Raw genomic sequence first — 24,016 nt, forward strand, 5'->3', positions numbered from 1 at the left:
CATGTCCCATATCGAGGACGAGCCTCGGACGCCGCGCCGCCCAGCCCGGCTAGAACCATGATCGACCTGGAAGACGCCCGCGAACGGATGGTGCAGCGGCAGGTGGCCCGGCGCGGCGTGCGCGACAAACGGGTGCTGGAGGCCCTGCGCGAGACGCCGCGCGAGCTGTTCGTGCCCGAGGGCCTGCGCGAGTTCGCCTATGACGACTCGCCCCTGCCGATCGAGGCCGGTCAGACGATCTCGCAGCCCTATATCGTCGGCCTGATGGCCGCCGCCGCGATGATCCAGCCCGGCGACCGGGTGCTTGAGATCGGAACGGGGTCGGGCTACGCCGCCGCCGTGCTGGCGCGCCTGGCCAACCAGGTTCACACGATCGAGCGTCACGAGACCTTGGCGAAGACCGCGCGCGAACGCCTGGCCCAACTGGCCAATGTCGAGGTGCATCTGGGCGACGGCACGCACGGCTGGCCCGACGCCGCCCCCTACGACGCCATTCTCGTCGCCGCCGGCGGTCCGGCCATTCCGCAGGCGCTGAAGGATCAGCTGGACCTGGGCGGCCGCCTGGTCATGCCGGTCGGCGAGCGCCAGGGCGGGCAGCGGCTGATCAAGATCACCCGCACCAGCGCCAACCACTTCGAGGAGGACGATCTCGGCGCCGTCACCTTCGTCCCGCTGATCGGCGAACATGGCTGGAGCGACGCCGAGACCGAAGGCCGCCCTGTCGAGGCGCGCAGCTTCCGACCCGTCGGGCCGGGCAGGACCACGGCCAGCCTGATCGCCGAGGCGGCCGAGCCGCTGCCCGACCTGGACGATCCCGCCTTCGGCGCCCTGTTCGACCGTTTCGCCCAAAAGCGCGTGGTGCTGCTGGGCGAGGCCAGCCACGGCACGTCGGAGTTCTATCGCGCCCGCGCGGCGATCACCCGGCGACTGGTCGAGGCCCATGGCTTTTCGATCGTGGCGCTGGAGGCCGACTGGCCCGACGTCGCCGTGCTGGACCGGCAGGTGCGCGACCGGCCGGCGCGCCTCGACGCCGAGCCGCCCTTTCAACGTTTCCCGACCTGGATGTGGCGCAATCGGGAGTTCGAGGACTTCACCGCCTGGCTGGCCTTGTGGAACGCCGGCCTGCCGGAGCCTGACCGGGTCGGGATCCATGGCCTGGACCTCTACAACCTGTCGGCCTCGCTTCGCGCGGTGCTGGACTATCTCGATCGCGTCGACCCTACCGCCGCGGCGATCGCCCGCGAGCGCTATGGCTGCTTGACGCCGTGGGCGCACGAGCCCCAGGCCTATGGCCGCATGGCGCGCAGCGCGGGCTATGGGCGGTGCGAGGCCGCCGTGGTCAAGACCCTGGTCGACCTGCTGCGCCGACGGCTCGACTACGCGGCCCACGACGGCGACGACTTCCTCGACGCCGCCGCCAACGCCCGGCTGGTCAAGAACGCCGAGGCCTATTATCGGGCGATGTACTATGGCGCGGCCGACAGCTGGAACCTGCGCGACACGCACATGTTCGAGACGCTGGAGGCGGTCCTTGAAGCCAGGGGACCCAACGCCAAGGCCGTGGTCTGGGCGCACAATTCCCACGTCGGCGACGCTTCCAAGACCGACATGGGCCTGTCGCGCGGCGAGCTCAACATTGGCCAGCTGTGCCGCGAGCGGTTCGGCGACGCGGCCGCCCTGATCGGCTTCGGCACCAATACAGGCACGGTGGCCTGCGCCAGCGACTGGGACGGGCCGCTGGAGGAAAAGCGCGTCCGCCCGGCCCTTCCCGACAGCTACGAGCGGCTGGCGCACGACAGCGGCGTGAGCCGGTTCCTGCTCGACCTGCGCGAGGGCCGCCGCCCCGACCTGCGCTATCGGCTCCTGGAGCCCCGGCTCGAACGGTTCATCGGCGTGATCTATCGCCCGGAGACCGAACGCTGGAGCCACTATTCGGCCTGCTCTCTGCCTCGGCAGTTCGACGCCTATGTCTGGTTCGACGAAACCCGCGCCGTCGCCTCGACGGCCGCCCGGTCGGGAAGCGGCGAAGACGACATGTTCCCCTCGGGCCTCTAGCGGCGCGCCAGGGTCACGCGCGCGGTCAACCCGTCCGCTTCGCCATCGCCTTGCATTCCTCATGGCGGAAGCAGGTCACCAGGTGGTCGTTGACCAGGCCGGTGGCCTGCATGAAGGCGTAGACGATCACCGGGCCGCAGAACTTGAAGCCCTTAGCCTTCAGGGCCTTGGACATCTGGACCGCCAGCGGCGTTTCGGCCGGGACCTCGCCGGCCCGCCACTGGTTCTGGATCGGCGCGCCGCCGACCATGTCCCACAGGAACGTCCCGAAATCCTCGCCGCGCTCGCGCATGTCCAGATAGATCCGCGCGCCCGAGATCGCCGCGTCGATCTTGCCGTTCGAGCGGATGATGCCGGCGTCGGCCATCAGCCGAGCGCGGTCGGTCTCGTCGAAGCGGGCGACCTTTTCCGGATCGAAATCGGCGAAGGCGGCGCGGAAGGCCTCGCGCTTGCGCAGGATCGTGATCCACGACAGCCCGGCCTGGAAACCGTCCAAGACGAGCTTTTCCCAGAGCGCGCGGGACTCCCATTCGGGCACGCCCCATTCGTGGTCGTGATAGGCCTCGTAGAACGGGTCGCCGTTCATGCCTTTCCAGGTGCAGCGGGTGATCTCGGTCATGCGGCGACGCTAGCAGAGTCGCTTCGCAAGGCCAGAACTTTTCGAGAACATACATCATCTCCCGACGGGAATCGCCGTCTCGGGCGTTGATAGGCCAGAGGGACAGAACAACCGAAGGAGACGCGGATGAAGCGCCTCAGAACCCTGGCCGTGTTGGCCCTGGCCACGGCCGCCGTGACCGCGACGCCGGTCCTGGCCCAGCGCCATTACGACCGCGACAACAACCCGCCCGGCCCGCGCGGCGGACCCGGCACCAACTGGGAGAACCCGCCCGGCTGGCGTGGGGGTCCCGGCGCCTCGCCCGACCGCCGCTACTACCGCTGGCATGGCAAGCGGGTCGAGTTCCGCTATCGCGACGGCTACTACTACAACCGCGCCTACGGCTATTACCACCCGCGCTACGGCTGGTGGAACCAGCGGGCCAAGTGCTGGTTCGATCGCGACGACAACCCGCCCGGCCCGCGCGGCGGCCCCGGCACCAACTGGGAGAATCCGCCCGGCTGGCGCGGCGGCCCGGGGGCGTCCCCGGACCGCTTCGGCAGCTGCCGCTAGCTGACCCTTAGCCTCAGCCGGCCAGGAAGGTCTCGACCTCGGCCATGAACTTGGCCGGCTGATCCACCATGATGAAATGGGCGCTGTCGTCGATGCGGACGACCTTGGCGCCCTTCAGCGGCGTGTAGGCGGCCTGGTACCACCCGCCGAACACGGCGGCCGGGGCCGGGCTGGCCTTGTTCCAGGCCCACAGCACCGTGGTCGGGGCGGTGATCTTCGGCAGTTCCGGCGAGAGGTCGGTGGTCAGCAGCTCCTCCATCGACCGGCCCGCCACCTGGCGGTCGCTGGCCAGGGCATGGCCGACGATGGCCGGACGGGCGCTCTCGGTCAGCACCATGGTCGCGATGGTTTGGGTCTGCTGGGCGACGAATTGCTCCTGCGGCGCGCCCTCGATCCGCTGGCGGAACATGGCCGCGTTCTTGGTGATGGTTTCGGGCGTCGCGGTCGGGCCGAAGAAGGCCACGGCCAGGTTCGGGAACATGTCGACGACCATCAGCTTGCCGACCAGGTCGGGATGGCGCGCGGCCAGCATCATGCCTATCGAACCACCCATCGAGTGGCCGATCACCGCCGGTTTCTTAAGGCCTTTGGCTTGGATGTAGCCCGCCAGACCCTCGGCCACGCCCGCGGCGACCTTGCCCTCCGCGTTGCCGGCGGTCGGCGCGCCCGCGAAGCCCGCGACCTGGACGACGTGCACGCGGTAGCGGCCCTCCAGGGCCTTGGCGGTCGGCGCCCAGATTTCGCGCGACGACGACAGGCCGGGGATCAGGATCACGTCCGGACCCTGGCCCTGGACCTCGACGGTGAAGCGGTCGGCTTCGGCGGCCAGGACGGGCCCTGCGATAGCGGCGGCGGTCAGCGCGGCGCCCGCGCCCAGGATCTCACGACGGTTCATTTGGATTGCCCCTAAGCTCTGGCCGGCCACCCTGTCGGAGGCCACCGTTTTGCCAAGGGTGTGCTCCGCTTCGAAGCGGACCGCAATCTCAGGTTTTCGGCAGCCAGTCCGGAGGCTCTACCCGAACCGCGCGGCCGTCGACCGTCAGGGCCGCGCCCTCGATGCGGTCGAGGCGCAGCAGGGCCATGGCCCGGCCGTCGCGACCGCTCAGCACCTCTCCGGCCCGCAGGGTTCCGGCCAGCACCTCGGCCCCGAACGCCGGCGGCGGCCCCTCGAAGACGATCGGCAGCATGCGGGTCTTGATCGTCCCGCGCCGCTTCATGCGGCTGGTCGTCTCCTGGCCGACGAAGCAGCCCTTCTTGAAGTCGATGCCCGCCAGCAGGTCGAAGTCGGCCTCGATCGGATAGGTCGTCTCGCTGCCCCAGTCGGCGGGCCCGGGCACGCCCAGAGCCAGGCGATGGGCCTCATAGGCGTCCTCGTCCGCCGTCGCCGCGCGCGCGCCATAAGCCCGCGCGCCCAAGGCCGGCAGGCGCGGATCGGCATAGAGGCCCTCGCCCGCGAGGTCGCCGCCGCCAAACACGGCGAAGACCGGCGTGTCGCTGGCCATCAGCTCCGCCTTGGCCCGCAGGCGGTACATGGTCAGGCGCGTCAGGATCGCGGCCCGGTGCTCGGCCGCCACGTCGAGCAGGGCGCCGTCCCCCTCTACTCCTTTTGGTGTTCCAGCCACGAACAGGTCGTAGAGCAGCTTGCCCTGCGGGGTCAGCAGGCCCGCGAACCGCAGATCGCCGGGCGCGAGGGTCTCGACGTCCTGGGTCAGCAGGCCCTGCAGGAAGCTTCGCCAGTCCGGTCCGGAGACGGTGATGACGGCGCGGGACGCGAGGTGGGCGATGGTTGGGGCGCTCATGCCCGCAGATGTGGCGCCGACAAGGCGTCCACACCAGTCCCCCAAAAGGCGAAAGCTCAACTGTTAACGTGGGATGCGCCGACTCACCGACCGGCCTATAGATGGACCGATGACACAGCGGGCCTTCCCGATTCTCTTCATCACGGCGACGCGCATCGGTGACGCGGTGCTGTCGTCCGGCCTGATCAGGATGCTGGCCGACCAGATCCCCAACGCGCGCTTCACGATCGTCTCCGGCCCCCTGGCCGCGCCGCTGTTCGCCCACGTGCCGGGGCTGGACCGGGTCATCGTGATGGAGAAGGGCAAGGGCAAGGGCCACTGGTTCAAGCTCTGGCGCCAGGTGCGCCACAAGAAGTGGAGCCTGATCGTCGACCTGCGTGGCAGCGCCACGGCCCTCTTTCTGCGCCGCGAGAAGCGGGCGATCTGGAAGAAGCTGCCCGGCGAGGTCGTGCACAAGGTGGTCGACGCCGCCCGCACCCTGAAGCTGGAAGGCGATCCGCCCGCGCCGCATCTCTACATCACGCCGGAGGTCCAGGCCCTGGCCGACGAGCTGCTGGGGGAAGGCGGGCCGATCCTGGCCATGGGCCCGGCCTCGAACTGGGTCGGCAAGGTCTGGCCGATCGAGCGCTTCACCCAGACGGCCGCCCAGCTATTGGGCAAGGACGGCCCGATGGCCGGCGGGCGCCTCTTGATCCTGGGCGGTCCCGAGGACACCCGCATGGTCGAGGAGCTGCGCATGGCCTCGGCGCGCGGCCGGACCATCGACCTGACCGGCAAGGTCGACCTGCTGACCGCCTATGCCTGCCTGCGGCGGGCGCGGCTGTTCATCGGCAACGACTCGGGCCTGATGCATATCGCCGCCGCTGCCGGCGCCCCGACCATCGGCCTGTTCGGGCCCTCGGACGAGCGCCGCTACGCGCCGTGGGGCGACAAGGCCGTGGCGGTGCGCGGACCCCGCAGCTTCGACCAGTTCCTGGCCATCGACCCCGACCTGACCCAGGCCATCCGCCACATGAGCGACCTGCCGGTGGCCACCGTGGTCAAGGCCGCCAAGGCCCTGCTGACCCGCACCGAGCCTAGCGCCGAGGTCTCGCCGGAAGAAGCGGCGGTCGTCGAGACGATCGCCGACGAAGCGGTCGGCGCCGAGGAGGCTCCGCCGTCGACTGACGCTGTCGAGCCGGTGGTGGAGATCACTGAAGAGGTCTCGCCGCAGGAAGAAGTGGTCCAGGAGGCCCTGGCCGAGGAACGCGTGCCCGAGCGCGACCCAAGCTGAAGGGATTTCTCGGTTGCCTGTTTCGAGAGGCGGTCCTAGACCGCCCTCAACCCACCCAGGAGCCGTCCGATGACCCAGACCTTCGACCTGATCGTGCGCGGCGGCGAGGTGGTCAATCACGCGGGCCGCGGCTTCACCGACATCGGCGTGCGCGGCGGCAAGATCGTCGCCATCGGCGACCTGTCCCGGGCCAGCGCCGGCGAGGTGTTCGACGCCACCGGCCTGACCGTGCTGCCCGGCGTGATCGACAGCCAGGTCCACTTCCGCGAACCCGGCCTGGAGTGGAAGGAAGACCTCGAGAGCGGCTCGCGCGGCGCGGCCCTGGGCGGCGTGGTCGCCGTGTTCGAGATGCCCAACACCGAGCCGACCACCACCGACCCCGAGGCCCTGGCCGACAAGCTCGCCCGCGCCAAGAACCGGATGCATACCGACCACGCCTTCTATGTCGGCGGCACCCACGAGAACGCCAATTTCCTGGGCGAGCTGGAGCGGCTGCCGGGCTGCTGCGGCATCAAGGTGTTCATGGGCGCCTCGACCGGCTCGCTGCTGGTGCAAGACGACGAGGGCGTCGAGAACGTGCTGCGGCATGTGAACCGTCGCGCGGCGTTCCACTCCGAGGACGAGTACCGCCTGGCCGAGCGCCGCAGCCTGGCCCGTCCCGGCGACTGGACCAGCCACCCCGAGGTGCGCGACGCCCAGGCGGCCCTGCAGTCGACCCACCGCCTGGTCCGTATCGCCAAGCGCCTGGGCAAGCGCATCCACGTCCTGCACGTGACCACCAAGGAAGAGATCGACTTCCTGGCCCAGAACAAGGACGTCGCCTCCGTCGAGGTCACGCCCCAGCACCTGACCCTGGTCGCGCCCGAGGCCTATGAGCGCCTGAAGGGCTTCGCCCAGATGAACCCGCCGATCCGCTCGGCCGACCACGTGGCCGGCGTCTGGCGCGGCATCGAGGCGGGCATCGCCGACGTGCTGGGCAGCGATCACGCCCCCCACACCCGCGAGGAGAAGGCCCGGCCCTATCCGGCCTCGCCCTCGGGCATGCCGGGCGTCCAGACGCTCGTTCCGATCATGCTGACCCATGTGGTGGACGGCCGGCTGAGCCTGGAGCGCTTCGTCGACCTGACCAGCCATGGCGTCAACCGCGTGTTCGGCCTCGCCGACAAGGGCCGTATCGCCGAGGGCTTCGACGCCGACTTCACCATCGTCGACATGAAGGCGCGCCGGACCATCACCCACGACTGGATGGCCACCCGCTCGGGCTGGACCCCGTTCGACGGCTTCGAGGCCAAGGCCTGGCCGAAGGCGACGATCGTGCGCGGGGTGGTGGTGATGCGGGACGACGAGATCGTGGCCGAGGGCCGTGGGGAGCCGGTGCGGTTCCTGGAGACGTTGGCGGGGTAGGCGGTTCCATTTTCCTGTCATCCCGGCCGCAGCGACGCGGAGAGCCGGGACCTCGGAAAGCACCGCGTTTCCGGCGGTCCCGGATCGGCCCTTCGGACCGTCCGGGATGACAGGGTCTAGAGCGCTTGTGCGACTTCCCCGCGCCGCTGCATCAACCACAGCCGCTCCGCCGCCTGCGGCCCTAGGTCCAGCGCGCGGTCATAGGCCGCCAGCGCCTCCTCCCGCCGGCCCAGCCGCGTCAGCAGGTCGGCCCGCACGGCATGGAACGGCAGGAAGTCGGCTAGCCGCGCCGCGTCCAGCCCTTCGACCTCGGCCAGGGCCACGGCCGGGCCGGCCACCTCCGCCAGGGCGACCGTGCGGTTGATGCGCACGAACGGGTCCTCGCGCCAGGCCAGCAGCAGGTCGTACAACGCCAGGATCGCCGACCACGGCGGTGGCTCGGCCAGCGAGCGGCGCAGGCTCCAGGCCCCGTGCAGGGCGGCGCGCAGCTGGCGAGGGCCGGAGGCGTTCAGCCGCGCCGCGCGGCGTAACAGGGCGTCGGCCTCCAGGATCAGCGGCCGGCTCCACCGCGCTGGGTCCTGTTCCGACAGCGGGACCATCGCCCCCTCGGCGTCCAGCCGCGCCGGCCGGCGGGCCTCGGCGAAGCGGACCGTGGCGGCGAAGGCCAGGCATTCCGGCTCGTTCGGCAGCAGCTCGGCCAGCACGGCGGTCAGGTCCAGCATCTCGCGGGCATAGCCGGCGTGGGTCCCGGCCCCGGCCGCATCCTCATGGGCCCGGGCGTAGGCGACCTCCAGGGTCGAGAGCACCGCGGCCAGGCGCTCGGGCCAGGCCTCGGGGCCGGGGACCTCGAACGACACGCCGGCCTCGGCGATCTTCTTCTTGGCCCGGGTCAGGCGCTGGAACATGGCCGGCTCGGCGGCCAGGAAGGCGCGAGCGATCTCCTGCACCGACAGGCCGCAAACCAGGCGCAGGGTCAGGGCGGCGCGGGCCTCGGGCGCGACGGCCGGGTGGCAGCAGACGAAGATCAGCCGCAGCCGCTCATCGGGGATCAGGCGGGTGTCGGAAGTCAGCAGGTCCTCGGCCGAGGGCTCCGGCTCGGGGTCGTCGGGCGTCAGGCGCTGGCGGACACTCCGTCTGCGGATCATGTCCAGCGCGCGCCGGCGCGCCGTGGCGTAGAGCCAGGCGGCCGGGTCCAGCGGTGGGGCGGCCGGCCAGACGGCCGCCGCCCGCGCGCAGGCCTCGGCGAAGGCCTCCTCGGCCAGGTCGAGGTCGCGGAAGGCCGCGGCCAGGGCGGCGACAATGCGCCCGCCGGCCTCCCGCGCAGTCTGGTCTAGGGTTTTCAACCTTCCTCGATCACCGGCCGAACCTCGATGGCGCCGTCGCCGGCGAACGGGATCCGTTTGGCGATGGCCAAGGCCGCGTCCAGGTCGGGCACGTCGACCAGATAGAAGCCGCCCAGCTGCTCGCGCGCCTCGGCATAGGGGCCATCGTGCAGGGCGTGCTCGCCGCCGGCCTTGCGCACGGTGGTGGCGGTGTCGGCGGTCTTCAGGCCCGAACCGCCCTTGAGAATTCCCTGGGTCGCCAGTTCGCCGGCCAGGGCGCGGTGGGCGGCGATGATCGCCTCGAAGGAACGACCGTTGGCGCCGCGATAGAGCTCTTCGTTTTCGTAGATCAGCAGGGCGTATTGCATGGCGATGTCTCCCGTGAGCCCGCGACCATCGCGGCGCTTCGATCTCTGAGACGCGCCGGCTCTGGCGGATTCGACAGTGGGCGGGGAAAAATGTCGAGGGGCAGAAACGCCGTCGAGCCCCGTTCATCCTCTCAGCGGGCGACCGCGTGGGACCATGTCACTTGCCCCCACCTGGCCGCTTCGCGGCCGTCCGCCCCCGGAGGGGGCGGAAGGTTCGCGTTCCTTCTTCCCCCTCCGGGGGAGGAGCGCGCCAGCGCGGAGGGGGCAAGTGATTGAACAGTCGTATGAGGCGCGACATAAAGGACGCCATGGACGGATCGACCCCCAGCACCGCGCCTTTCCGCGACGCCCGTTACGCACCTCGCGCGCTGGAGGTAGAGCGTCACGGCGAGACGCTGATCCTGCGCAATCCCATGCCCTATTCGGACGCGGTGCGAACGACCACCGCGCCGCTGGCGCGCTGGGCGGTCGAGGCGCCGGATCGGGTCTGGCTGGCCGAGAGGGATGGCGAGGCTTGGCGGACAGTGACCTACGCCGAAGCCAAGACCCGCGTGGAGGCCCTGACCGGCGGCCTCGCGAGCCTGGGCCTGTCGCGTGGCCAGCCGCTGCTGATCCTGGCCCGCAACGGTATCGACCACGCCCTGATCGCCTATGCGGCCATGAGCCTGGGCGCGCCCGCCGCGCCGGTCTCGCCACAGTACGGCTTGAAGGGGGCCGACCTGACCCGCCTCGCCCATGCGGTCGAGCGGCTGAAGCCCGCCGCCGTCTATGCCGACGACGCCGAGGCGTTCGGCGACGCCCTGGCCGCGCCGTTCCTGGCAGGCCTGCCCGTGGTCGCCAGCCGCCATGCGCGGCCCGGCGACGTCGCGTTCGAAGACCTGCTGACTAGCGCCCCCCTGTCGCCCATCGCCCGGCCGGATGACATCGCCAAGCTGCTGCTGACCTCCGGCTCCACGGGACGTCCGAAGGCCGTGGTCTGCACCCACGCCAACATCGCCCTGAACGCCGCCCAGATCGAGGCCTGCTACGCCGATCCCGAGCCGCCGGTGCTGGTCAATTCCGCGCCCTGGAGCCACAGCCTGGGGGCCAACGCCATCCTGCACATGGTGCTGCACCGGGGCGGAACCCTGTACATCGACGCCGGCCAGCCCACGCCCGGCCGCTTTTCGGAGACGCTGCGCAACCTGCGCGAGGTCGTCACGACCTATCACAACATGGTCCCGGCTGGTTGGGGCATGCTGGTCGGCGAGCTGGAGCGCGACGCAGTCCTGGCGGCCAGGTTCTTCGAGAAGGTCCGGGTGCTGCAGTACGGCGGCGCGTCCATGGCCCAGTCGATCCTCGACCGCGTCCAGGCCGTGGCGGTGCGGACGATCGGAGAGCGGATCACCTTCGCCGCCGGCTATGGCGCCACCGAGACCGGCCCGACCGCCTGCAACATCCACTGGCTGAACGCCCGCTCGGGCATGGTCGGCCTGCCGACGCCAGGCACCTCGGTGAAGCTGGTTCCCGCCGGCGACGGCGGCAAGTTCGAGATTCGGGTGAAGGGGCCGCAGGTCTCGCCGGGGTATCTGGACCAGCCGGAAGCGACGGCCCAGGCCTTCGACGAGGACGGCTTCTACCGCCTGGGCGACGCCGCGCGGCTGGCCGATCCGGAAGAGCCGGCGGCGGGCCTGGTGTTCGACGGGCGGCTGGTCGAGAACTTCAAGCTGGCTAGCGGGACCTTCGTGGCCGCAGGGGCCCTGCGGGTGGCGGCGGTGTCGGCGATCGGCGGATCCGTCTCGGACGCGGTGGTCTGCGGCGAGGGCCAAGAGGGCGTCGGCCTGATGCTGTTCCTCGACGCGAAGGCTTGCGAACGCCTGGGCGACCGGTCGGCCGTGCGGGCGGCGATCGCCGGGGGGTTGGCGCGGCTGAACGCCTCGGCCAAGGGCGGCGGCGGCAAGGTGGTCCGGGCCCTGATCCTGGACGGCGCGCCCGACGCGGCCAGCGGCGAGCTGACCGACAAGGGCTATATCAACCAGGCCCTGGCGCGCGAGCGGCGGCCGGCGGAGCTGGCGCGGCTGTTCGCGGAGACGCCGGACGGGGAAATTATCGTGCTGTGAGCGCTGTCATCCCGGGCGAAGACCCGGGACCGCGGCGAGCGCCGGCGTATCCGGCGGTCCCGGCTTTCGCCGGGATGACAAAGGAAAGAGAACACCATGAACGGCGCCGACGCCCTGATCACCACCCTGGCCGACAACGGCGTCACGGCGTGCTTCGCCAATCCGGGCACCAGCGAGATGCAATTCGTCGCCGCCCTGGACCGCGAGCCGCGCATGCGCAGCGTGCTCTGCCTGTTCGAGGGTGTGGCGACCGGGGCCGCCGACGGCTACGGCCGCATGGCCGGCAAGCCTGCCTGCACCCTGCTGCACCTGGGGCCCGGCTACGCCAACGGCGCGGCCAATCTGCACAACGCCCGGAGGGCGTACACCCCCATCGTCAACGTCATCGGCGACCACGCCACCTATCACCGCGGCTTCGACGCCCCGCTGAACAGCGACATCGCCGCCCTGGCCGCGCCCAACTCGGTCTGGGTCAAGTCGGCCGAGTGCGCCGACAGCGTCGGCCCGCTGACCGCCGAAGCCATCGTCGCCAGCTACGGGACGCCGGGCGGCAATGCCTGTCTGGTCTTGCCGGCCGACAGCGCCTGGAACGAGGCGACGGTAAAGGGACCGGTCGTCACGCCGCCGGCCTTCGCCCAGCCCGACAAGGCCGCCGTCGAGAGTGTCGCCCGGGCCCTGGCCTTCGCCAAGACGCCGGTGCTGCTGCTGGGCTCGGGCGCTTGTGGCGAGGCCGCCTTGGCCGCGGCCGGACGCCTCGCCGCCCACGGCGTGCGGGTGCTGACCGACACCTTCACCGCTCGCCAGGCGCGCGGCGAGGGCCGCTTCCGCCCCGACAAGCTGCCCTATTTCGCCGAGCAGGCCCTGAAGGCGCTGGAGGGCGTCGACCTGATGGTGCTGGTCTCGACCCAGCGCCCGGTCGCCTTCTTCGCCTATCCCGACCGACCCAGCGTGCTGGTGCCGGAAGGCTGCTCGGTCGAGACCCTGTGCGGCCGCGAGGTCGACGCCGCCGCGGCCCTGAACGCCCTGGCCGACGCGATCGGCGCGCCGGCGAGCGGTCCGCTCGAGGCCTACGCCCCGCCCGAGGCGCCCGTCGGCCGCCTGGACGCCTGGGCGATCGGCGCTTCGCTGGCGCGGCACATGCCGGCGGAGACAGTGATCTCGGATGACGCGGTGACCGCTGGCCTGCCGATCTTCACCCAGACCCGCGCCGCCCGCGCCCACGATTGGCTGTCCCTGACCGGCGGCGCGATCGGCCAGGGGATTCCGCTGGCGATCGGCGCGGCGGTGGCCTGCCCCGACCGCAAGGTCCTGGCCCTGACCGGCGACGGGGCGGGCATGTACACGGCGCAGGGCCTCTGGACGATGGCGCGGGAGAGGCTGGACGTGACGGTCGTGGTCTTCGCCAACCACGCCTACCGCATCCTGAGCATCGAGCTGGGCCGCACCGGGGCCGGCAATCCCGGCCCGGCGGCTTCCCGGCTGCTGGACCTGGGCGATCCGCGACTGGACTGGGTGGCGATCGCCCGGGGCATGGGCGTGGCCGCCGAGCGGGTCGAGACCGCCGAGGCCTTCGACGACGCCTTCGCCCGGGCCATGGCGACGCCGGGGCCGCGCCTGATCGAGGCGGCGATGGGCTAAAGAAAAGGCCCGCCGGATCGCTCCGGCGGGCCTCGTCCTTCAGGACCTTACGGCCGAGGGCTGGATCAGCCCTTGACCTTGTTGGTCGGCAGCTTGCAGCCGCCGCCGATGCCCTTGGCCTGGGCGCAGGAGAGGAACTCCTTGGCCGCCGGCTTGCTGACACCGATCGGATAGCCCAGCACCCAGCCGGGCAGGCCGTCCGAGCAGGCCACTTCGACGAAGCCCTCGGTGTCGGTGGCGCCGATGATGCGGGCGTCCGAGACTTGGCAGGAGGCCTTGTTGAAGCCGACCAGGTCCTTGGTCAGGCGCGCGTACTGCGGGTCTTTCTTGGTGAAGCTGCAGCGGAAGCCGTTCAGCTCGGCCGTGACGCAGTCATAGATCGTGCCGCCGGTGGCGGTGAACACCGCGATGGCGCCGGCGTCGCTGCCCTTGCACTTCAGCTCGACGATTTCCTTCTTCGGGTCGTTGGTCGGCAGCATGCCGTACTTCTCGACGTCGCAGGGGAAACCAGCCTTGGCCGACAGCTTGCCGTAGAAGCCGGCCTGCTCGGTCAGGGCGGCGACGGCGTCGGTCAGCGTGCAGCCGCCGCCGACGAAGCCGGCCTGGGCGCAGGGGATGGCGCGGGCGAAGGCGCCGGTGGCCGCCGTCTGCTGGAACACGTAGCCCTTACCGTCCTGGCAGGCGACTTCGTAATAGTTGTCGACCTTGGTGCTCAGGATGTAGCGCTTGTCCTTGATGTCGCAGGCCGTGCCAGCGGCCTTGGCGGCGCCGTTCAGGGTGTCCACGATGGCGAGCTGGGTCTGACGGTTGGTCAGCTTGCAGCTCACATTGCCGCCTTCCTCATAGAGCAGGCAGCTGTTGACGGTGACTTCGCCGCTGATGTTCAGCGGCGAGACAGTCTGGACCACGTAACCCGCGCCACCCTTACAGGCGACTTCGAAGTACGAGTTCTTGGCGCCCGAGCCGATGGCGCGGGTGTTCTCGATATCGCAGGTCACGCCGCCCTTCTTGACGTACGGGGCCAGGCCCGCGCCAGGGTTGGCGTTGCCGGGCAGAACGCAGGCCAAGCCGCCGACCTTGCCGTCAGGACCCGGCTGGCTCGACTCGAGGCAGGTATAGACCTGCGGGGCCACGTCCTTCTTGGCGATCATCGCGAAGCCCATGCCCTCGTTACAGGCGACTTCGTAATATTTCGCGCCGGCCTTCTTGTCCTCGCCGATGAAGCGGGCGTCCGAAACCGTGCAGCCGGCGCCGCTGGCTTGAATGATAGCCGGGGCTTCCTTCATGCCCGCCTCGCGCGCCTTGGCGTCGATGGCGGGCTTGCCCTTCTCTTCCTTCGGCGCCGAAATGACGGCGGCCGGCACGAGAATGGCGACCGCGAGGGCGGCCGTCAGGCCGATCGCGAAACGCTTCATGGGAAATGTCTCCTGGGTGGATTCCTCGCGCGGACATAAGCGCGTGCTTGTATCAGGGGTCAAGATACCGTCCGACCTAGGCGGGATGATGACTGGCCTTCAGGCCAAAAAATGGGTCGGATCAACGACAAGCGCCGGTTGAACGGCCTCCGGAGGGGACGGAATGCGCGACGGGATCGAGGATGAAGAGGCCGAGCCGCCGCGCAAGGCGCGCCTGGTCTATCCGTTCGAGACGGCGCCGGAGCCCGGTTCGGGCCAGGCGGTCGAGGTCGGGCCCGGCGTCCTGTGGCTGCGGATGCCGCTGGGCGGCTCGCTGCAGTTCATCAATGTCTGGGCCATCGCCGACGGCGAAGGCTGGGCCGTCGTCGATACCGGCGTCCAGACCCGCGAGACCAGTCAGGCCTGGCGCGACGCCTTCGCCGGCGCGCTGGGCGGCAAGCCGATCACGCGGGTGATCTGCACGCACCTGCATCCCGACCATGTCGGCCTGGCCGGCTGGATGACCCGCAAGTTCGACTGCCGGCTGTGGATGACCCGGCTGGAATATTTCCAGTGCCGGATGCTGGTCGCCGACACCGGGCGCGAAGCCCCCGAGGACGGGGTGAAGTTCTTCCGCGCCGCCGGTTGGGACGAGGACGCGATCGAGAACTACAAGGCCCGCTTCGGCGGCTTCGGCAAAGCGATCTACGCCCTGCCCGACAGCTACCGCCGGCTGTCGGACGGCGAGGACTTCGAGATCGGCGGCGAGACCTGGCGGGTGGTGACCGGACAGGGCCACTCGCCCGACCATGCCTGTCTCTGGTCACCCGCGCTGAACCTGCTGATCTCGGGCGACCAGGTGCTGCCGCGCATCTCGTCGAACGTCTCCGTCTTCCCGACCGAGCCCGACGCCGATCCGCTGAGCGACTGGCTGCGGTCCCTGGCCAAGGTGAAGGCGACCGTGCCCGACGAAGTCATTGTCCTGCCTGCCCACAACGATCCGTTCGAGGGCCTGCACACCCGGATCGACGCCCTGATCGCCGGCCACGAGCGCGGCCTCTCGCGCCTGGAAAAGAAGCTGGCCGAGCCCAAGCGGGCGGTCGACACTTTTGGCGCCCTGTTCGCCCGGCCGATCGGCCCGGATCTGCTGGGCATGGCCACGGGAGAGGCGCTGGCGCACCTCAACTGTCTGATCGGCCGAGGCCGCATCCGGCGTGAGGTCGATGCCGACGGCGTCGCCTGGTACGTCGCGGAATCGAGCCCGGGCTGATTTCAAGCCAAGGCAAGAAACGGTCGTTTGACATTTCGCACGCGAAACATAGTCTGGCGACATGTCCGTGCCTCCCGATCGCCGCCTCATCTTCCTGCTCAACGCCGGCCAACGGCGCGTCCAGCGCTGGATCGAGGGCAAGATGGCCGCCAAGGGTGGCCTGACCGCCGCCCAGTCGGGAGTGCTGTTCTTCCTGGGCGACCAGAACGGAGCCCTGATCGGCGAGGCGGCCGACGCGCTCGACCTGGCCCCCTCGGCCATGACCGGCCTGATCGACCGCATGACCCGCGCCGAGCTGGTCGAGCGCCGCGCCGATCCCAAGGATGGCCGGGCCATGCGCCTGTACCTGACCGACAAGGGCCGCACCGCCCGTGAAGCGGCCAAGGCCGGTCTCGACGGGATCAACGCCCACCTGACCGAGGGCTTCACCGACGAAGAGATCGGCGTGGTCGCGCGCTGGCTCTCCAGCCTGCAGACCAAGTTCCCCAAGGGAGATTCGTGATGACCGACCAAGTTAAGGTCGAGATCGACGCCGGCGTGATGACCCTCACCCTGGCGCGTCCGGAAAAGAAGAACGCCCTGTCCAACGCCATGTACGGCGTGCTGGCCGACAGCCTGGAGGCCGCCGAGCGGGATCCGGCGGTGCGCGTCGTGATCCTCCAGGCCGACGGCGACAGCTTCACGGCCGGCAACGATCTGCAGGACTTCGCGGCCCAGGCCACCGGCGCCTTCACGGGCGAACGCCACGTGATCCGCTTCCTGAAGGCCCTGGCCAACGCCACCCGGCCGCTGGTCGCCGCGGTCCAGGGCCAGGCTGTGGGCGTCGGCACGACCATGCTGCTGCATTGCGACCTGGTGTTCGTGACGCCGGACGCGCGCCTGACCACGCCGTTCGTCAACCTGGCCCTGGTGCCGGAGGCGGCGTCCAGCTGGCTGCTGCCCGCCCGGATCGGCCACGCCCGCGCCTACGCCATGTTCGCGCTGGGCGAGGCGATCGACGGCGGCACGGCGGTAGCCTGGGGCATCGCCAATGGCGCGGCTGAGCTCGGCGACCTGCGGGCCCGCGCCCGCGCCGCCGCCGACCAGCTGGCCAAGCGTCCGCTGGGCGCCCTGACCGTGACCAAGCGCCTGATGCGCGACGCCGAGAAGATCGCCGCCCTGATGGACACCGAAGGCGCCGAGTTCGCCGCCCGCCTGCAGACCGCCGAGGCGCGTGAGGCCTTCATGGCCTTCGCCGAGCGCCGAGCCCCCGACTTCAGCCACGTCGGCTAGGCCGTGCTGCTGGCCCTGCTGGTCGCGGGGATCCTGTTCCTGCTGGCGGCCATCCACCTCTACTGGGGTTCTGGCGGGCGCTGGCCGGGCCATGACGAGGCCTCGATGGTCGAGCATGTCGTCGGCCGCACGCGCGGCATGAAGGCGCCGGGCTTGCTGGCCAGCGCTGCGGTCGCCCTGGCCCTGGCGACCGGCGGCGGCCTGGTGCTGGCGACGATCTTTCCGCCGCCCCCGTTCGAGTCGTGGCTGCAAACCGCGCGCTGGATCCTGTTCGCCGTGTTCGCGGGCCGGGGCGTGGCGACGTATGTTCCATCGGTCTTCCGCTATGCCGAAGGCACCCCGTTCTCGCGGCTGAACCGTCGCGCCTACGGCCCGCTATGCCTGGCCATCGCCCTGGGGATTTGCGCCATCCAGCTGTAGCGTTCCAAACAAGACAAGAGCCGCGGCCAGAAGGCCAAGGCCTAGGGAGAAACATCATGAGCGATCGCATCACCTCGCCCTTCGGCGCGAAGTCGACGGCGCGCGAGGTCGTCGCCGGCCACGACCTGTCGGGCAAGGTCGCCATCGTCACCGGCGCGGCCACCGGCATCGGCGTCGAGACGGCCAGGGCCCTGGCCGAGGCGGGCGCGGAGGTGATCATCGCCGCTCGCAAGCCGGAACTCGGCGAAGAGGTCGCCAACGCGATCAATCTCGGCGTGGGCGTAAAGCGCGCCAGCTTCGCCATGCTGGATCTCTCCAGCTTCGAGTCGATCCGCCACTTCGCCCATCTGTGGGGCGACCGGCCGATCAACATCCTAATCAACAACGCCGGCGTCATGGCCTGCCCCCTGTCGCGCACCGCCGACGGATTGGAGATGCAGATCGGCACCAACCATTTCGGCCATTTCCTGCTGTCGGTGCTGCTGGCCCCGAACCTGGTCGCGGGGGCAAAGGCCAGCGGCAAAGCTTCGCGACTGGTGTCGCTGTCCTCGATCGGCCACCGGCGCTCGCCCATTCATTTCGACGATCCGAACTACGAGACCCGGCCCTACGACAAATGGGAGGCCTATGGTCAGGCCAAGACCGCCAACAGCCTGTTCGCGGTCGGCTTCGACGAGCGGTTCAAGGACCAGGGCGTGCGCGCCAACGCCGTCATGCCCGGCGGGATCATGACCCCGCTGCAGCGGCACATGACCCTGGACGAGCAGCGGGCCCTGGGCTGGCTGGACGAGAACGACAAGCCGCGCGAGGGCTTCAAGACCACCGAGCAGGGCGCGGCGACCAGCGTCTGGGCCGCCGTCGGCGACGAACTGGAAGGCGTGGGCGGGCTCTATCTGGAGGACTGCAAACAGGCCGTCCCGTGGAGCCAAGAACGCCCCTGGAACGGGGTCATGCCGCATGCGCTGGATCCCGAGGCGGCCGACCGGCTGTGGGACTTGTCGGTGAAGACCACCGGCGTCGGCGCCTGATGGAGCGGCGTTCGGTTCTGCGCCTCGCCGGCGCCGCGACCCTGGCCGGCGCGGCCATCGACATCATCGCGCCGTTCGTCATCTATCCGCGCCTGGTCGAGCCGCAGCCGCACCTGGTCTATGCGACCATCGACCTGCTGCTGCTCTTCGGCATGCTGGGCGTGCGGTCGGCCACCGCTCGGTCGACCGGCGCGCTGGCCCTGGCTGGATTCGTCCTGGCCCTGCTGGGCGTCATGCTGGTGCGGACGTCATCGGCCAGGATCTTCGGCGAGGCCTCGTACATGATCGCCTCCAGCCTCTGGTCGATCGGCATGGTCATCTGGGCGGTCGATCTGCTGCGGGCCAAGGTGTTCCGCCTCGCCGCCGGTCTCTGGATCGCGGCGCTGGTCATCGGCCTTGCCGGCCTGCTTCTGAAGGATCACGGTCCCGTCGCGCACGTGGCGAAGATGAGCTTCATCCTCGGCTTCGTCGCGGCCGGCGTCGGCCTGATCAAAACGCGTGGAGAACCCGCATGAGCTTAAAGGGCAAGACCCTGTTCGTCACCGGCGCCTCGCGCGGCATCGGCCTGGCCATCGCCCTGCGGGCGGCGCGTGACGGGGCCAATATCGTCATCGCCGCCAAGACGGCCGAGGCGCACCCGAAGCTGCCGGGCACCATCTACACCGCCGCCAAGGAGATCGAGGCGGCCGGCGGTCAGGCCCTGCCCCTGGTGGTCGACGTCCGCGAGGAGGCCAGCGTCCAGGAGGCGGTCGAGAAGGCCGTCGCCCAGTTCGGCGGTATCGACATCTGCGTGAACAACGCCTCGGCCATCTCGCTGACCGGGACCCTGTCGACCGACATGAAGCGCTACGACCTGATGCACCAGATCAATACGCGCGGCACGTTCCTGACCTCCAAGGCCTGCATCCCGCATCTGAAGAAGGCGGAGAACCCGCACGTGCTGATGCTGTCGCCGCCGCTGGACATGTCGCCGCGCTGGTTCGGGCCGCACGTGGCCTACACCATGGCCAAGTTCGGCATGTCGATGTGCGTTCTGGGCATGGCCGAGGAGTTCAAGGGCGACGGGATCGCCTTCAACGCCCTGTGGCCGCGCACCGGCATCGCCACCGCCGCCATCCAGTTCGCCCTGGCTGGCGAGGAGGGCCTGCGCCACTGCCGGACGGTCGAGATCATGGCCGACGCGGCGCATGCGATCTTCTTGAAGCCGTCGCGGGATTTCAGCGGCAATTTCCTGATCGACGACACGTTCCTGTACGGCGAAGGCGTGCGCGACTTCGATCAGTACAAGGTCGATCCCGCCGCGGCCCTGATGCCGGACTTCTTCGTGCCGGAGAGCAGTGTTCCGCCGCCGGGCGTGAAGATCGGCTAGCGCTTCTTCTTGCTCGCCTTCCGCGCCGCCACCTCGAGCGACTTTCGCGACCACTCGATCAGGAGGTCCTGGTCGTCCAGCGCCTCGGCGGGGGCGGACCAGTAGGCCATCGGCTTGCCGTCGCCGAACGGATCGAAGCCGTGCGAGCCCGCCGCCTCGAACTCGAGCTTCAGGGCGTCATCGCTCTTCAGGTACAGGACGTCGTCGTCGATCACGGCGAAGAACAAGCCGTTCGCATAGATGCCGACTCCGCCGAACATCCGGCGCGCGGTGATCTGGCCCAGGGGCGCCAGTTGCTCCAGAACGAAGTCCCGATAGTCCGCAGAGACCGCCATGCCCGTTTCCATCCGTCCTGCCACGCCTGCCGACGCCGCTCTGGTCTACCAGTTCATCCGCGACCTGGCCGAGTATGAAAATCTGCTCGACACCGTGGAAGCGACCGAAACCGACGTGGCCGGCGCCCTGTTCGGCGACAACCCGCGCGCCTTCGCCGACATCGCCGAGCTGGACGGCGAGCCGGTCGGCTTCGCCCTGTGGTTCTACAACTATTCGACCTTCGTCGGCCGGCATGGAATCTGGCTGGAGGACCTGTTCGTGCGGCCTTCGGCGCGGGGCTCCGGGGCGGGCAAGGCGCTGCTGGTCAACCTGGCCCGCCGTTGCGTCGAGGAGAACCTCGGCCGCTTCGAATGGTCGGTGCTGGACTGGAACGCGCCGTCGATCGCCTTCTATGACAGCCTGGGCGCGGCGGCGATGGACGAGTGGATCATCCGCCGCCTGACCGGCGAGCCGCTGCGGAGGCTGGCGGGGTTGTAGCGACTATTCCAGCCGATCGGCCTTGCGCAGGTCGGGGAACAGGAAGGCCCACAGCGCGGTGACAGCCATGGCCCCGACGCCGCCGAACACCGCCGCGCCGACGGGCCCGAGCAGCCAGGCCGCCGCGCCGCTCTCGACCTCGCCCAGTTCGTTGGAGGCGCTGATGAACACGCCGGAGACGGCGGCGACGCGGCCGCGCATGGCGTCGGGCGTGACGATCTGCACCAGGGTCTGGCGGACATAGACCGACAGCATGTCGGCCCCGCCCAGGACGGCCAGGGCGACTACCGACAGCCAGACCAGCTTCGACAGGCCGAACACCGCCGTGGCCAGGCCGAAGACGGCGACGCCGGCGAACATGATGCGGCCGGCGTGGCGGCGGATCGGCGTGCTGGCCAGATAGACGCCGACCACGGTCGCCCCGATCGCCGGCGCGGCGCGCAGCAGGCCGAAGCCGCCCGGGCCGATGTGCAGCACGTCCTTGGCGAACACTGGCAACAAGGCCGTGGCCCCGCCCAGGATCACCGCGAACAGGTCCAGCGAGATCGAGCCGAAGACGATCTTGTTGTTCCAGACATAGGCCAGGCCTTCCTTGATCAGCTCGACGCGCGAGCCGGGCTGGGTCTCGGGCTTGGTCGACTTGCGGATCGCCAGGGCCAGCAGGGCGGCTGTCAGGTAGAGGCCGAACGACGTCCCGAACGCCGCGGCCGGGGAATGGATCAGCAGCAGGCCGCCCAGGGCCGGGCCGGCGATCGACGCGCTTTGCCAGGCCAGGGAGTTCCAGGCGATGGCGCGGGGCAGCAGCGATCTGGGCACCAGCATCGGACCCATGGCGCTGCTGGCGGGCGACAGGAAGGCGCGGCTGGCGCCGAACAACACCGAGATGGCGAAGATCGGCCACAGCTGGTGCGATCCCATCAGCGCCAGGGTCAGCAGGACGGCGGCGCTGACCGCGTCCAGGGCCAGGGTCGTGGCGACGATCAGCTTGCGCGTCCGACGGTCGGCGGTCTCGCCGGCGATCAGGGTCAGCAGGAACAGCGGCAGGAACTGGGCCAGGCCGATCATGCTGACCAGGAAGGCCGACTCTCCGACCGACTTGGTCAGGCGGGCGATGGCGTAGACCTGCCAGCCCAGGGCCACCGACTGGATCTGCACCCCTAGGGTGGAGACGAACCGCGCCGCCCAGAAGAAGAGGAAGTCACGTTCCCGCAACAGGGCGCGGGTAGAGGTGTCGGGCGCGGACGCGGAGGCGGGCGCCTCTGGGGAAGCTGGGTCGGACATCGGCTCGCAACATAGGGCTCCGCCGCCGCGCCGCAACGTTATTGACCTGAGAAAGGCTTGGCCCTACAGCGCGCGCTCCTTTGGAGGTTCTAGGCGATGCGACGCCTTCGACGAATGCCGCGCGAACGCGCCACGATCTGAAGCCCTCCCGCGCGCCTTCGCGTCGGGAGCCCCCGACGCCCTTTCGCATTTCCCGAAGGCCGATGACCTCCGTTCAAAAGACCGTTTCCCCTGCCCCGTCGTATCCGCCGCTGGTCCACGAGATCCCGGCGATGGAGACGGCCGTCATCCATCTGATCGACCGGGTGTTCGGCCCCGGCCGCTTCGCCAAGTCGTCCGAGCGTCTGCGCGAGGGCAACACCCCGCTGCTGGACTGCTCGTTCGTCGCCGTCCGCGACGGCGCGCCCGTGGGCTGCGTGCGCCTGTGGCCGGTGACGATCGGCGGCGAGCCCGTGGCCTTCCTTGGTCCCCTGGCCGTCGATCCCGACGAGCGCAGCGCCGGCCTGGGCCAGGCCCTGGTCGAGGCGGCCGTCGAGGCGGCCCGCGCCGCCGGCTGGCGCGCCGTGCTGCTGGTCGGGGATGGCCCCTATTTCGGCCGGGTCGGCTTTACCAACGCCCACACGGCCGGCGTCGTCATGCCGGGTCCGGTGGACCAGCGCCGCGTGCTGCTCCTGCCGCTGCGGCCGGGCGGCGACGAGGGTCTCTCGGGTCCGGTCGTGATCGATCCGCGCGCTTGAGTCGCCGGCGCGTCCGGTCCATCGGCGCTTGAGCCGGCGGGCCGGACGGCCTAACTGATCAGCGATGACCGACGCACCCGCCAAGGCCGGGCTAGAGGGCGTCGCCAAGGCCGCCCAGAACGCGCAGGCCGCTGGCGAACGCGGCCTGCCGCCGGTGCATCTGTGGAACCCGGCCCACTGCGGCGAGATCGACATCCGCATCCGCAAGGACGGCGTCTGGTTCCACGAAGGCACGCCGATCGGCCGCGAGGCCCTGGTGCGGCTGTTCTCGACCGTGCTGCGCCTCGACCCGGACGGCTATCACCTGGTCACGCCGGTCGAGAAGATGAAGATCACCGTCGAGGACGCGCCGTTCATCGCCACCCGCGTCGACCGGGTGGGCGAGTGCCTGGTCTTCCAGACCAATGTCGGCGACACGGTCGAGGCGGGACCCGAGAACGCGATCCGCGTCGAGATCGATCCCGAGACCGGCGAACCGCGGCCCTATGTGCACGTGCGCCGGGGCCTGGAGGCGCTGATCGCCCGGCCGGTGTTCTACGAACTGGCCGAGATGGCCTCGCCCAAGGGCGACCTGTGGGGCGTGACCTCCAACGGAGCCTTCTTCCCGATCGCGCCGCCCGGATCGGCCCTCGCATGACGCGCGAAGAGCGCCGGGCGTGGATCACCAGTCGGCTGCATCCGATCGCGGACTATGATCCGAGCCTGGCCAATCCCCAGAAGTCGGACTTCGACCTCAATCCGGGGCTGAAGGTCGACAATCCGCACGCCCTGCGCCCCGCCGCGGTGCTGGTCGGGCTGGTCGAGCACGAGGACGGCATGACCGTGCTGCTGACCCGCCGGTCCGACACCCTGCGCAGCCACACCGGCCAGATCGCCTTTCCCGGCGGCCGCTGCGATCCAGGCGAGACCCCCTGGGTCACGGCCCTGCGCGAGGCCCAGGAAGAGGTCGCCCTGGACCCTTCCTTCGTCACCCTGGCGGGCTTGCTGCACGGCTACCAGACGGTGACGGGCTTTCACGTGACGCCGGTGGTCGGCTTCATCGATCCGAAGGCGACCTTCACAGCCAGTCCCGAGGAAGTAGCCGACGTCTTCGAGACGCCGTTCGAGTTCCTGATGGATCCGGCCAACCACCAACGCCAGCACCGCGAGACGCCGACCGGCGAGCGCCGCAACTTCTACGCCATGCCGTGGAACGATCGGTTCATCTGGGGCGCGACGGCGGGCATGCTTCGATCGCTGTACGAGGCGCTTTACGACGAAAACGGTCGTCAATTCTCCGAATAGGGCCGTTGGCGTCTGGCGG

The 24,016-nt window shown here is 70.1% G+C and carries 26 protein-coding genes; 18 read left to right on the forward strand and 8 right to left on the reverse strand.

What is annotated here, in order from left to right; translation table 11 throughout:
• Positions 1–57 precede the first annotated feature (57 nt).
• On the forward strand, positions 58–2,055 hold the full coding sequence (locus ASC70_RS21950) for a protein-L-isoaspartate(D-aspartate) O-methyltransferase (RefSeq protein WP_056054681.1): 1,998 nt from the start codon (positions 58–60) through the stop codon (positions 2,053–2,055).
• Between the two features lie 25 nt (positions 2,056–2,080).
• Here the strand turns inward: ASC70_RS21950 and ASC70_RS21955 are convergent, their stop codons facing one another.
• Complete coding sequence (locus tag ASC70_RS21955) at positions 2,081–2,674, reverse strand: DNA-3-methyladenine glycosylase I (protein WP_047411546.1); 594 nt, start codon at positions 2,672–2,674, stop codon at positions 2,081–2,083.
• 126 nt (positions 2,675–2,800) lie between these two features.
• Here ASC70_RS21955 and ASC70_RS21960 point away from each other — a divergent pair, with 126 nt between their 5' ends.
• Positions 2,801–3,226, forward strand: a complete 426-nt coding sequence (locus ASC70_RS21960; protein ID WP_056054684.1) for a hypothetical protein — start codon at positions 2,801–2,803, stop codon at positions 3,224–3,226.
• Positions 3,227–3,239: 13 nt separating this feature from the next.
• On the opposite strand, the gene ASC70_RS21965 is transcribed toward ASC70_RS21960, so the two are convergent.
• Both ASC70_RS21965 and ASC70_RS21970 read right to left on the reverse strand, forming a co-directional pair.
• The gene (locus ASC70_RS21965; protein WP_056054686.1) at positions 3,240–4,121 is read right to left on the reverse strand and encodes an alpha/beta fold hydrolase; all 882 of its coding nucleotides are present in this window, start codon (positions 4,119–4,121) and stop codon (positions 3,240–3,242) included.
• A gap of 88 nt (positions 4,122–4,209) precedes the next feature.
• The gene (locus tag ASC70_RS21970; protein WP_056054688.1) at positions 4,210–5,025 is read right to left on the reverse strand and encodes a folate-binding protein YgfZ; all 816 of its coding nucleotides are present in this window, start codon (positions 5,023–5,025) and stop codon (positions 4,210–4,212) included.
• Positions 5,026–5,134: 109 nt separating this feature from the next.
• Between ASC70_RS21970 and ASC70_RS21975 the strand changes: the two genes are divergently transcribed.
• Entirely contained in the window at positions 5,135–6,298 is a 1,164-nt protein-coding gene (locus tag ASC70_RS21975) for a glycosyltransferase family 9 protein (RefSeq protein ID WP_056054691.1), read from the forward strand.
• A gap of 69 nt (positions 6,299–6,367) precedes the next feature.
• Positions 6,368–7,702 carry a dihydroorotase gene (locus ASC70_RS21980; protein ID WP_056054694.1) on the forward strand — a complete coding sequence of 445 codons (1,335 nt, stop codon included), beginning with the start codon at positions 6,368–6,370 and terminating at the stop codon, positions 7,700–7,702.
• A gap of 116 nt (positions 7,703–7,818) precedes the next feature.
• Here ASC70_RS21980 and ASC70_RS21985 read toward each other — a convergent pair whose 3' ends face one another.
• Together ASC70_RS21985 and ASC70_RS21990 are read right to left on the reverse strand one after the other, a co-directional pair.
• On the reverse strand, positions 7,819–9,045 hold the full coding sequence (locus ASC70_RS21985; protein ID WP_056054697.1) for an RNA polymerase sigma factor: 1,227 nt from the start codon (positions 9,043–9,045) through the stop codon (positions 7,819–7,821).
• Positions 9,042–9,392, reverse strand: a complete 351-nt coding sequence (locus ASC70_RS21990; protein WP_056054700.1) for a YciI family protein — start codon at positions 9,390–9,392, stop codon at positions 9,042–9,044. The genes ASC70_RS21985 and ASC70_RS21990 overlap by 4 nt, the downstream gene beginning before the upstream one ends.
• Positions 9,393–9,700: 308 nt before the next feature.
• On the opposite strand from ASC70_RS21990, the gene ASC70_RS21995 reads away from it, so the two are divergent.
• Positions 9,701–11,491 (forward strand): feruloyl-CoA synthase, encoded by a 1,791-nt coding sequence (locus ASC70_RS21995; RefSeq protein ID WP_056055290.1) that lies wholly within the window; start codon positions 9,701–9,703, stop codon positions 11,489–11,491.
• 96 nt (positions 11,492–11,587) lie between these two features.
• Positions 11,588–13,129 carry an acetolactate synthase large subunit gene (locus ASC70_RS22000; protein ID WP_056054704.1) on the forward strand — a complete coding sequence of 514 codons (1,542 nt, stop codon included), beginning with the start codon at positions 11,588–11,590 and terminating at the stop codon, positions 13,127–13,129.
• Positions 13,130–13,194: 65 nt separating this feature from the next.
• Here ASC70_RS22000 and ASC70_RS22005 read toward each other — a convergent pair whose 3' ends face one another.
• Complete coding sequence (locus ASC70_RS22005) at positions 13,195–14,544, reverse strand: hypothetical protein (RefSeq protein ID WP_056054708.1); 1,350 nt, start codon at positions 14,542–14,544, stop codon at positions 13,195–13,197.
• 163 nt (positions 14,545–14,707) lie between these two features.
• Between ASC70_RS22005 and ASC70_RS22010 the strand changes: the two genes are divergently transcribed.
• The 7 genes from ASC70_RS22010 (at position 14,708) to ASC70_RS22040 (ending at position 19,882) form a co-directional block, all read left to right on the forward strand.
• Positions 14,708–15,793 carry an MBL fold metallo-hydrolase gene (locus ASC70_RS22010; RefSeq protein ID WP_056054709.1) on the forward strand — a complete coding sequence of 362 codons (1,086 nt, stop codon included), beginning with the start codon at positions 14,708–14,710 and terminating at the stop codon, positions 15,791–15,793.
• Between the two features lie 61 nt (positions 15,794–15,854).
• On the forward strand, positions 15,855–16,295 hold the full coding sequence (locus ASC70_RS22015; protein WP_056054713.1) for a MarR family winged helix-turn-helix transcriptional regulator: 441 nt from the start codon (positions 15,855–15,857) through the stop codon (positions 16,293–16,295).
• A complete protein-coding gene (locus ASC70_RS22020; protein WP_056054715.1) occupies positions 16,295–17,065 on the forward strand; it encodes an enoyl-CoA hydratase-related protein in 771 nt (256 codons plus the stop codon). The genes ASC70_RS22015 and ASC70_RS22020 overlap by 1 nt, the downstream gene beginning before the upstream one ends.
• A 3-nt stretch (positions 17,066–17,068) precedes the next feature.
• Positions 17,069–17,485 (forward strand): DUF3995 domain-containing protein, encoded by a 417-nt coding sequence (locus tag ASC70_RS22025; protein ID WP_056054718.1) that lies wholly within the window; start codon positions 17,069–17,071, stop codon positions 17,483–17,485.
• Positions 17,486–17,541: 56 nt separating this feature from the next.
• Entirely contained in the window at positions 17,542–18,513 is a 972-nt protein-coding gene (locus ASC70_RS22030; RefSeq protein ID WP_056054721.1) for an SDR family NAD(P)-dependent oxidoreductase, read from the forward strand.
• On the forward strand, positions 18,513–19,028 hold the full coding sequence (locus ASC70_RS22035) for a hypothetical protein (RefSeq protein ID WP_056054724.1): 516 nt from the start codon (positions 18,513–18,515) through the stop codon (positions 19,026–19,028). Before ASC70_RS22030 ends, ASC70_RS22035 begins: the two co-directional genes overlap by 1 nt.
• On the forward strand, positions 19,025–19,882 hold the full coding sequence (locus ASC70_RS22040) for an NAD(P)-dependent oxidoreductase (protein WP_056054727.1): 858 nt from the start codon (positions 19,025–19,027) through the stop codon (positions 19,880–19,882). Before ASC70_RS22035 ends, ASC70_RS22040 begins: the two co-directional genes overlap by 4 nt.
• Here ASC70_RS22040 and ASC70_RS22045 read toward each other — a convergent pair.
• Complete coding sequence (locus ASC70_RS22045) at positions 19,879–20,229, reverse strand: TfoX/Sxy family protein (RefSeq protein ID WP_369815113.1); 351 nt, start codon at positions 20,227–20,229, stop codon at positions 19,879–19,881. The genes ASC70_RS22040 and ASC70_RS22045 overlap by 4 nt on opposite strands.
• Between ASC70_RS22045 and ASC70_RS22050 the strand changes: the two genes are divergently transcribed.
• Positions 20,216–20,695: a GNAT family N-acetyltransferase gene (locus tag ASC70_RS22050; RefSeq protein WP_056054733.1), complete on the forward strand. Its 480-nt coding sequence runs from the start codon at positions 20,216–20,218 to the stop codon at positions 20,693–20,695. The genes ASC70_RS22045 and ASC70_RS22050 overlap by 14 nt on opposite strands.
• 3 nt (positions 20,696–20,698) lie before the next feature.
• Here the strand turns inward: ASC70_RS22050 and ASC70_RS22055 are convergent, their stop codons facing one another.
• Positions 20,699–21,976: an MFS transporter gene (locus ASC70_RS22055; RefSeq protein WP_056054735.1), complete on the reverse strand. Its 1,278-nt coding sequence runs from the start codon at positions 21,974–21,976 to the stop codon at positions 20,699–20,701.
• A 96-nt stretch (positions 21,977–22,072) separates the two neighbouring features.
• Here ASC70_RS22055 and ASC70_RS25330 point away from each other — a divergent pair, with 96 nt between their 5' ends.
• The 4 genes from ASC70_RS25330 to ASC70_RS22070 all read left to right on the forward strand — a co-directional run bounded on the left by ASC70_RS25330 (position 22,073) and on the right by ASC70_RS22070 (position 23,997).
• A complete protein-coding gene (locus ASC70_RS25330) occupies positions 22,073–22,117 on the forward strand; it encodes a hypothetical protein (RefSeq protein ID WP_197056745.1) in 45 nt (14 codons plus the stop codon).
• A gap of 62 nt (positions 22,118–22,179) precedes the next feature.
• On the forward strand, positions 22,180–22,713 hold the full coding sequence (locus tag ASC70_RS22060) for a GNAT family N-acetyltransferase (protein WP_056054738.1): 534 nt from the start codon (positions 22,180–22,182) through the stop codon (positions 22,711–22,713).
• Between the two features lie 64 nt (positions 22,714–22,777).
• Positions 22,778–23,350, forward strand: a complete 573-nt coding sequence (locus tag ASC70_RS22065) for a DUF1285 domain-containing protein (RefSeq protein ID WP_056054740.1) — start codon at positions 22,778–22,780, stop codon at positions 23,348–23,350.
• Positions 23,347–23,997, forward strand: a complete 651-nt coding sequence (locus tag ASC70_RS22070; protein WP_056054743.1) for a CoA pyrophosphatase — start codon at positions 23,347–23,349, stop codon at positions 23,995–23,997. Before ASC70_RS22065 ends, ASC70_RS22070 begins: the two co-directional genes overlap by 4 nt.
• Positions 23,998–24,016: the final 19 nt, after the last annotated feature.

The sequence above is a fragment of the Caulobacter sp. Root343 genome (assembly GCF_001425745.1).
GTDB lineage: Bacteria > Pseudomonadota > Alphaproteobacteria > Caulobacterales > Caulobacteraceae > Caulobacter.

Bases quoted from the DNA above. Each gene is read 5' to 3' on its own strand.
- ASC70_RS21950 (WP_056054681.1), top strand. From the start codon at position 58: ATGATCGACCTGGAAGACGCCCGCGAACGGATGGTGCAGCGGCAGGTG.
- ASC70_RS21955 (WP_047411546.1), bottom strand. From the start codon at position 2,674: ATGACCGAGATCACCCGCTGCACCTGGAAAGGCATGAACGGCGACCCG.
- ASC70_RS21960 (WP_056054684.1), top strand. From the start codon at position 2,801: ATGAAGCGCCTCAGAACCCTGGCCGTGTTGGCCCTGGCCACGGCCGCC.
- ASC70_RS21965 (WP_056054686.1), bottom strand. From the start codon at position 4,121: ATGAACCGTCGTGAGATCCTGGGCGCGGGCGCCGCGCTGACCGCCGCC.
- ASC70_RS21970 (WP_056054688.1), bottom strand. From the start codon at position 5,025: ATGAGCGCCCCAACCATCGCCCACCTCGCGTCCCGCGCCGTCATCACC.
- ASC70_RS21975 (WP_056054691.1), top strand. From the start codon at position 5,135: ATGACACAGCGGGCCTTCCCGATTCTCTTCATCACGGCGACGCGCATC.
- ASC70_RS21980 (WP_056054694.1), top strand. From the start codon at position 6,368: ATGACCCAGACCTTCGACCTGATCGTGCGCGGCGGCGAGGTGGTCAAT.
- ASC70_RS21990 (WP_056054700.1), bottom strand. From the start codon at position 9,392: ATGCAATACGCCCTGCTGATCTACGAAAACGAAGAGCTCTATCGCGGC.
- ASC70_RS21995 (WP_056055290.1), top strand. From the start codon at position 9,701: ATGGACGGATCGACCCCCAGCACCGCGCCTTTCCGCGACGCCCGTTAC.
- ASC70_RS22000 (WP_056054704.1), top strand. From the start codon at position 11,588: ATGAACGGCGCCGACGCCCTGATCACCACCCTGGCCGACAACGGCGTC.
- ASC70_RS22005 (WP_056054708.1), bottom strand. From the start codon at position 14,544: ATGAAGCGTTTCGCGATCGGCCTGACGGCCGCCCTCGCGGTCGCCATT.
- ASC70_RS22010 (WP_056054709.1), top strand. From the start codon at position 14,708: ATGCGCGACGGGATCGAGGATGAAGAGGCCGAGCCGCCGCGCAAGGCG.
- ASC70_RS22015 (WP_056054713.1), top strand. From the start codon at position 15,855: ATGTCCGTGCCTCCCGATCGCCGCCTCATCTTCCTGCTCAACGCCGGC.
- ASC70_RS22020 (WP_056054715.1), top strand. From the start codon at position 16,295: ATGACCGACCAAGTTAAGGTCGAGATCGACGCCGGCGTGATGACCCTC.
- ASC70_RS22030 (WP_056054721.1), top strand. From the start codon at position 17,542: ATGAGCGATCGCATCACCTCGCCCTTCGGCGCGAAGTCGACGGCGCGC.
- ASC70_RS22035 (WP_056054724.1), top strand. From the start codon at position 18,513: ATGGAGCGGCGTTCGGTTCTGCGCCTCGCCGGCGCCGCGACCCTGGCC.
- ASC70_RS22040 (WP_056054727.1), top strand. From the start codon at position 19,025: ATGAGCTTAAAGGGCAAGACCCTGTTCGTCACCGGCGCCTCGCGCGGC.
- ASC70_RS22050 (WP_056054733.1), top strand. From the start codon at position 20,216: ATGCCCGTTTCCATCCGTCCTGCCACGCCTGCCGACGCCGCTCTGGTC.
- ASC70_RS22045 (WP_369815113.1), bottom strand. From the start codon at position 20,229: ATGGAAACGGGCATGGCGGTCTCTGCGGACTATCGGGACTTCGTTCTG.
- ASC70_RS22055 (WP_056054735.1), bottom strand. From the start codon at position 21,976: ATGTCCGACCCAGCTTCCCCAGAGGCGCCCGCCTCCGCGTCCGCGCCC.
- ASC70_RS22060 (WP_056054738.1), top strand. From the start codon at position 22,180: ATGACCTCCGTTCAAAAGACCGTTTCCCCTGCCCCGTCGTATCCGCCG.
- ASC70_RS22065 (WP_056054740.1), top strand. From the start codon at position 22,778: ATGACCGACGCACCCGCCAAGGCCGGGCTAGAGGGCGTCGCCAAGGCC.
- ASC70_RS22070 (WP_056054743.1), top strand. From the start codon at position 23,347: ATGACGCGCGAAGAGCGCCGGGCGTGGATCACCAGTCGGCTGCATCCG.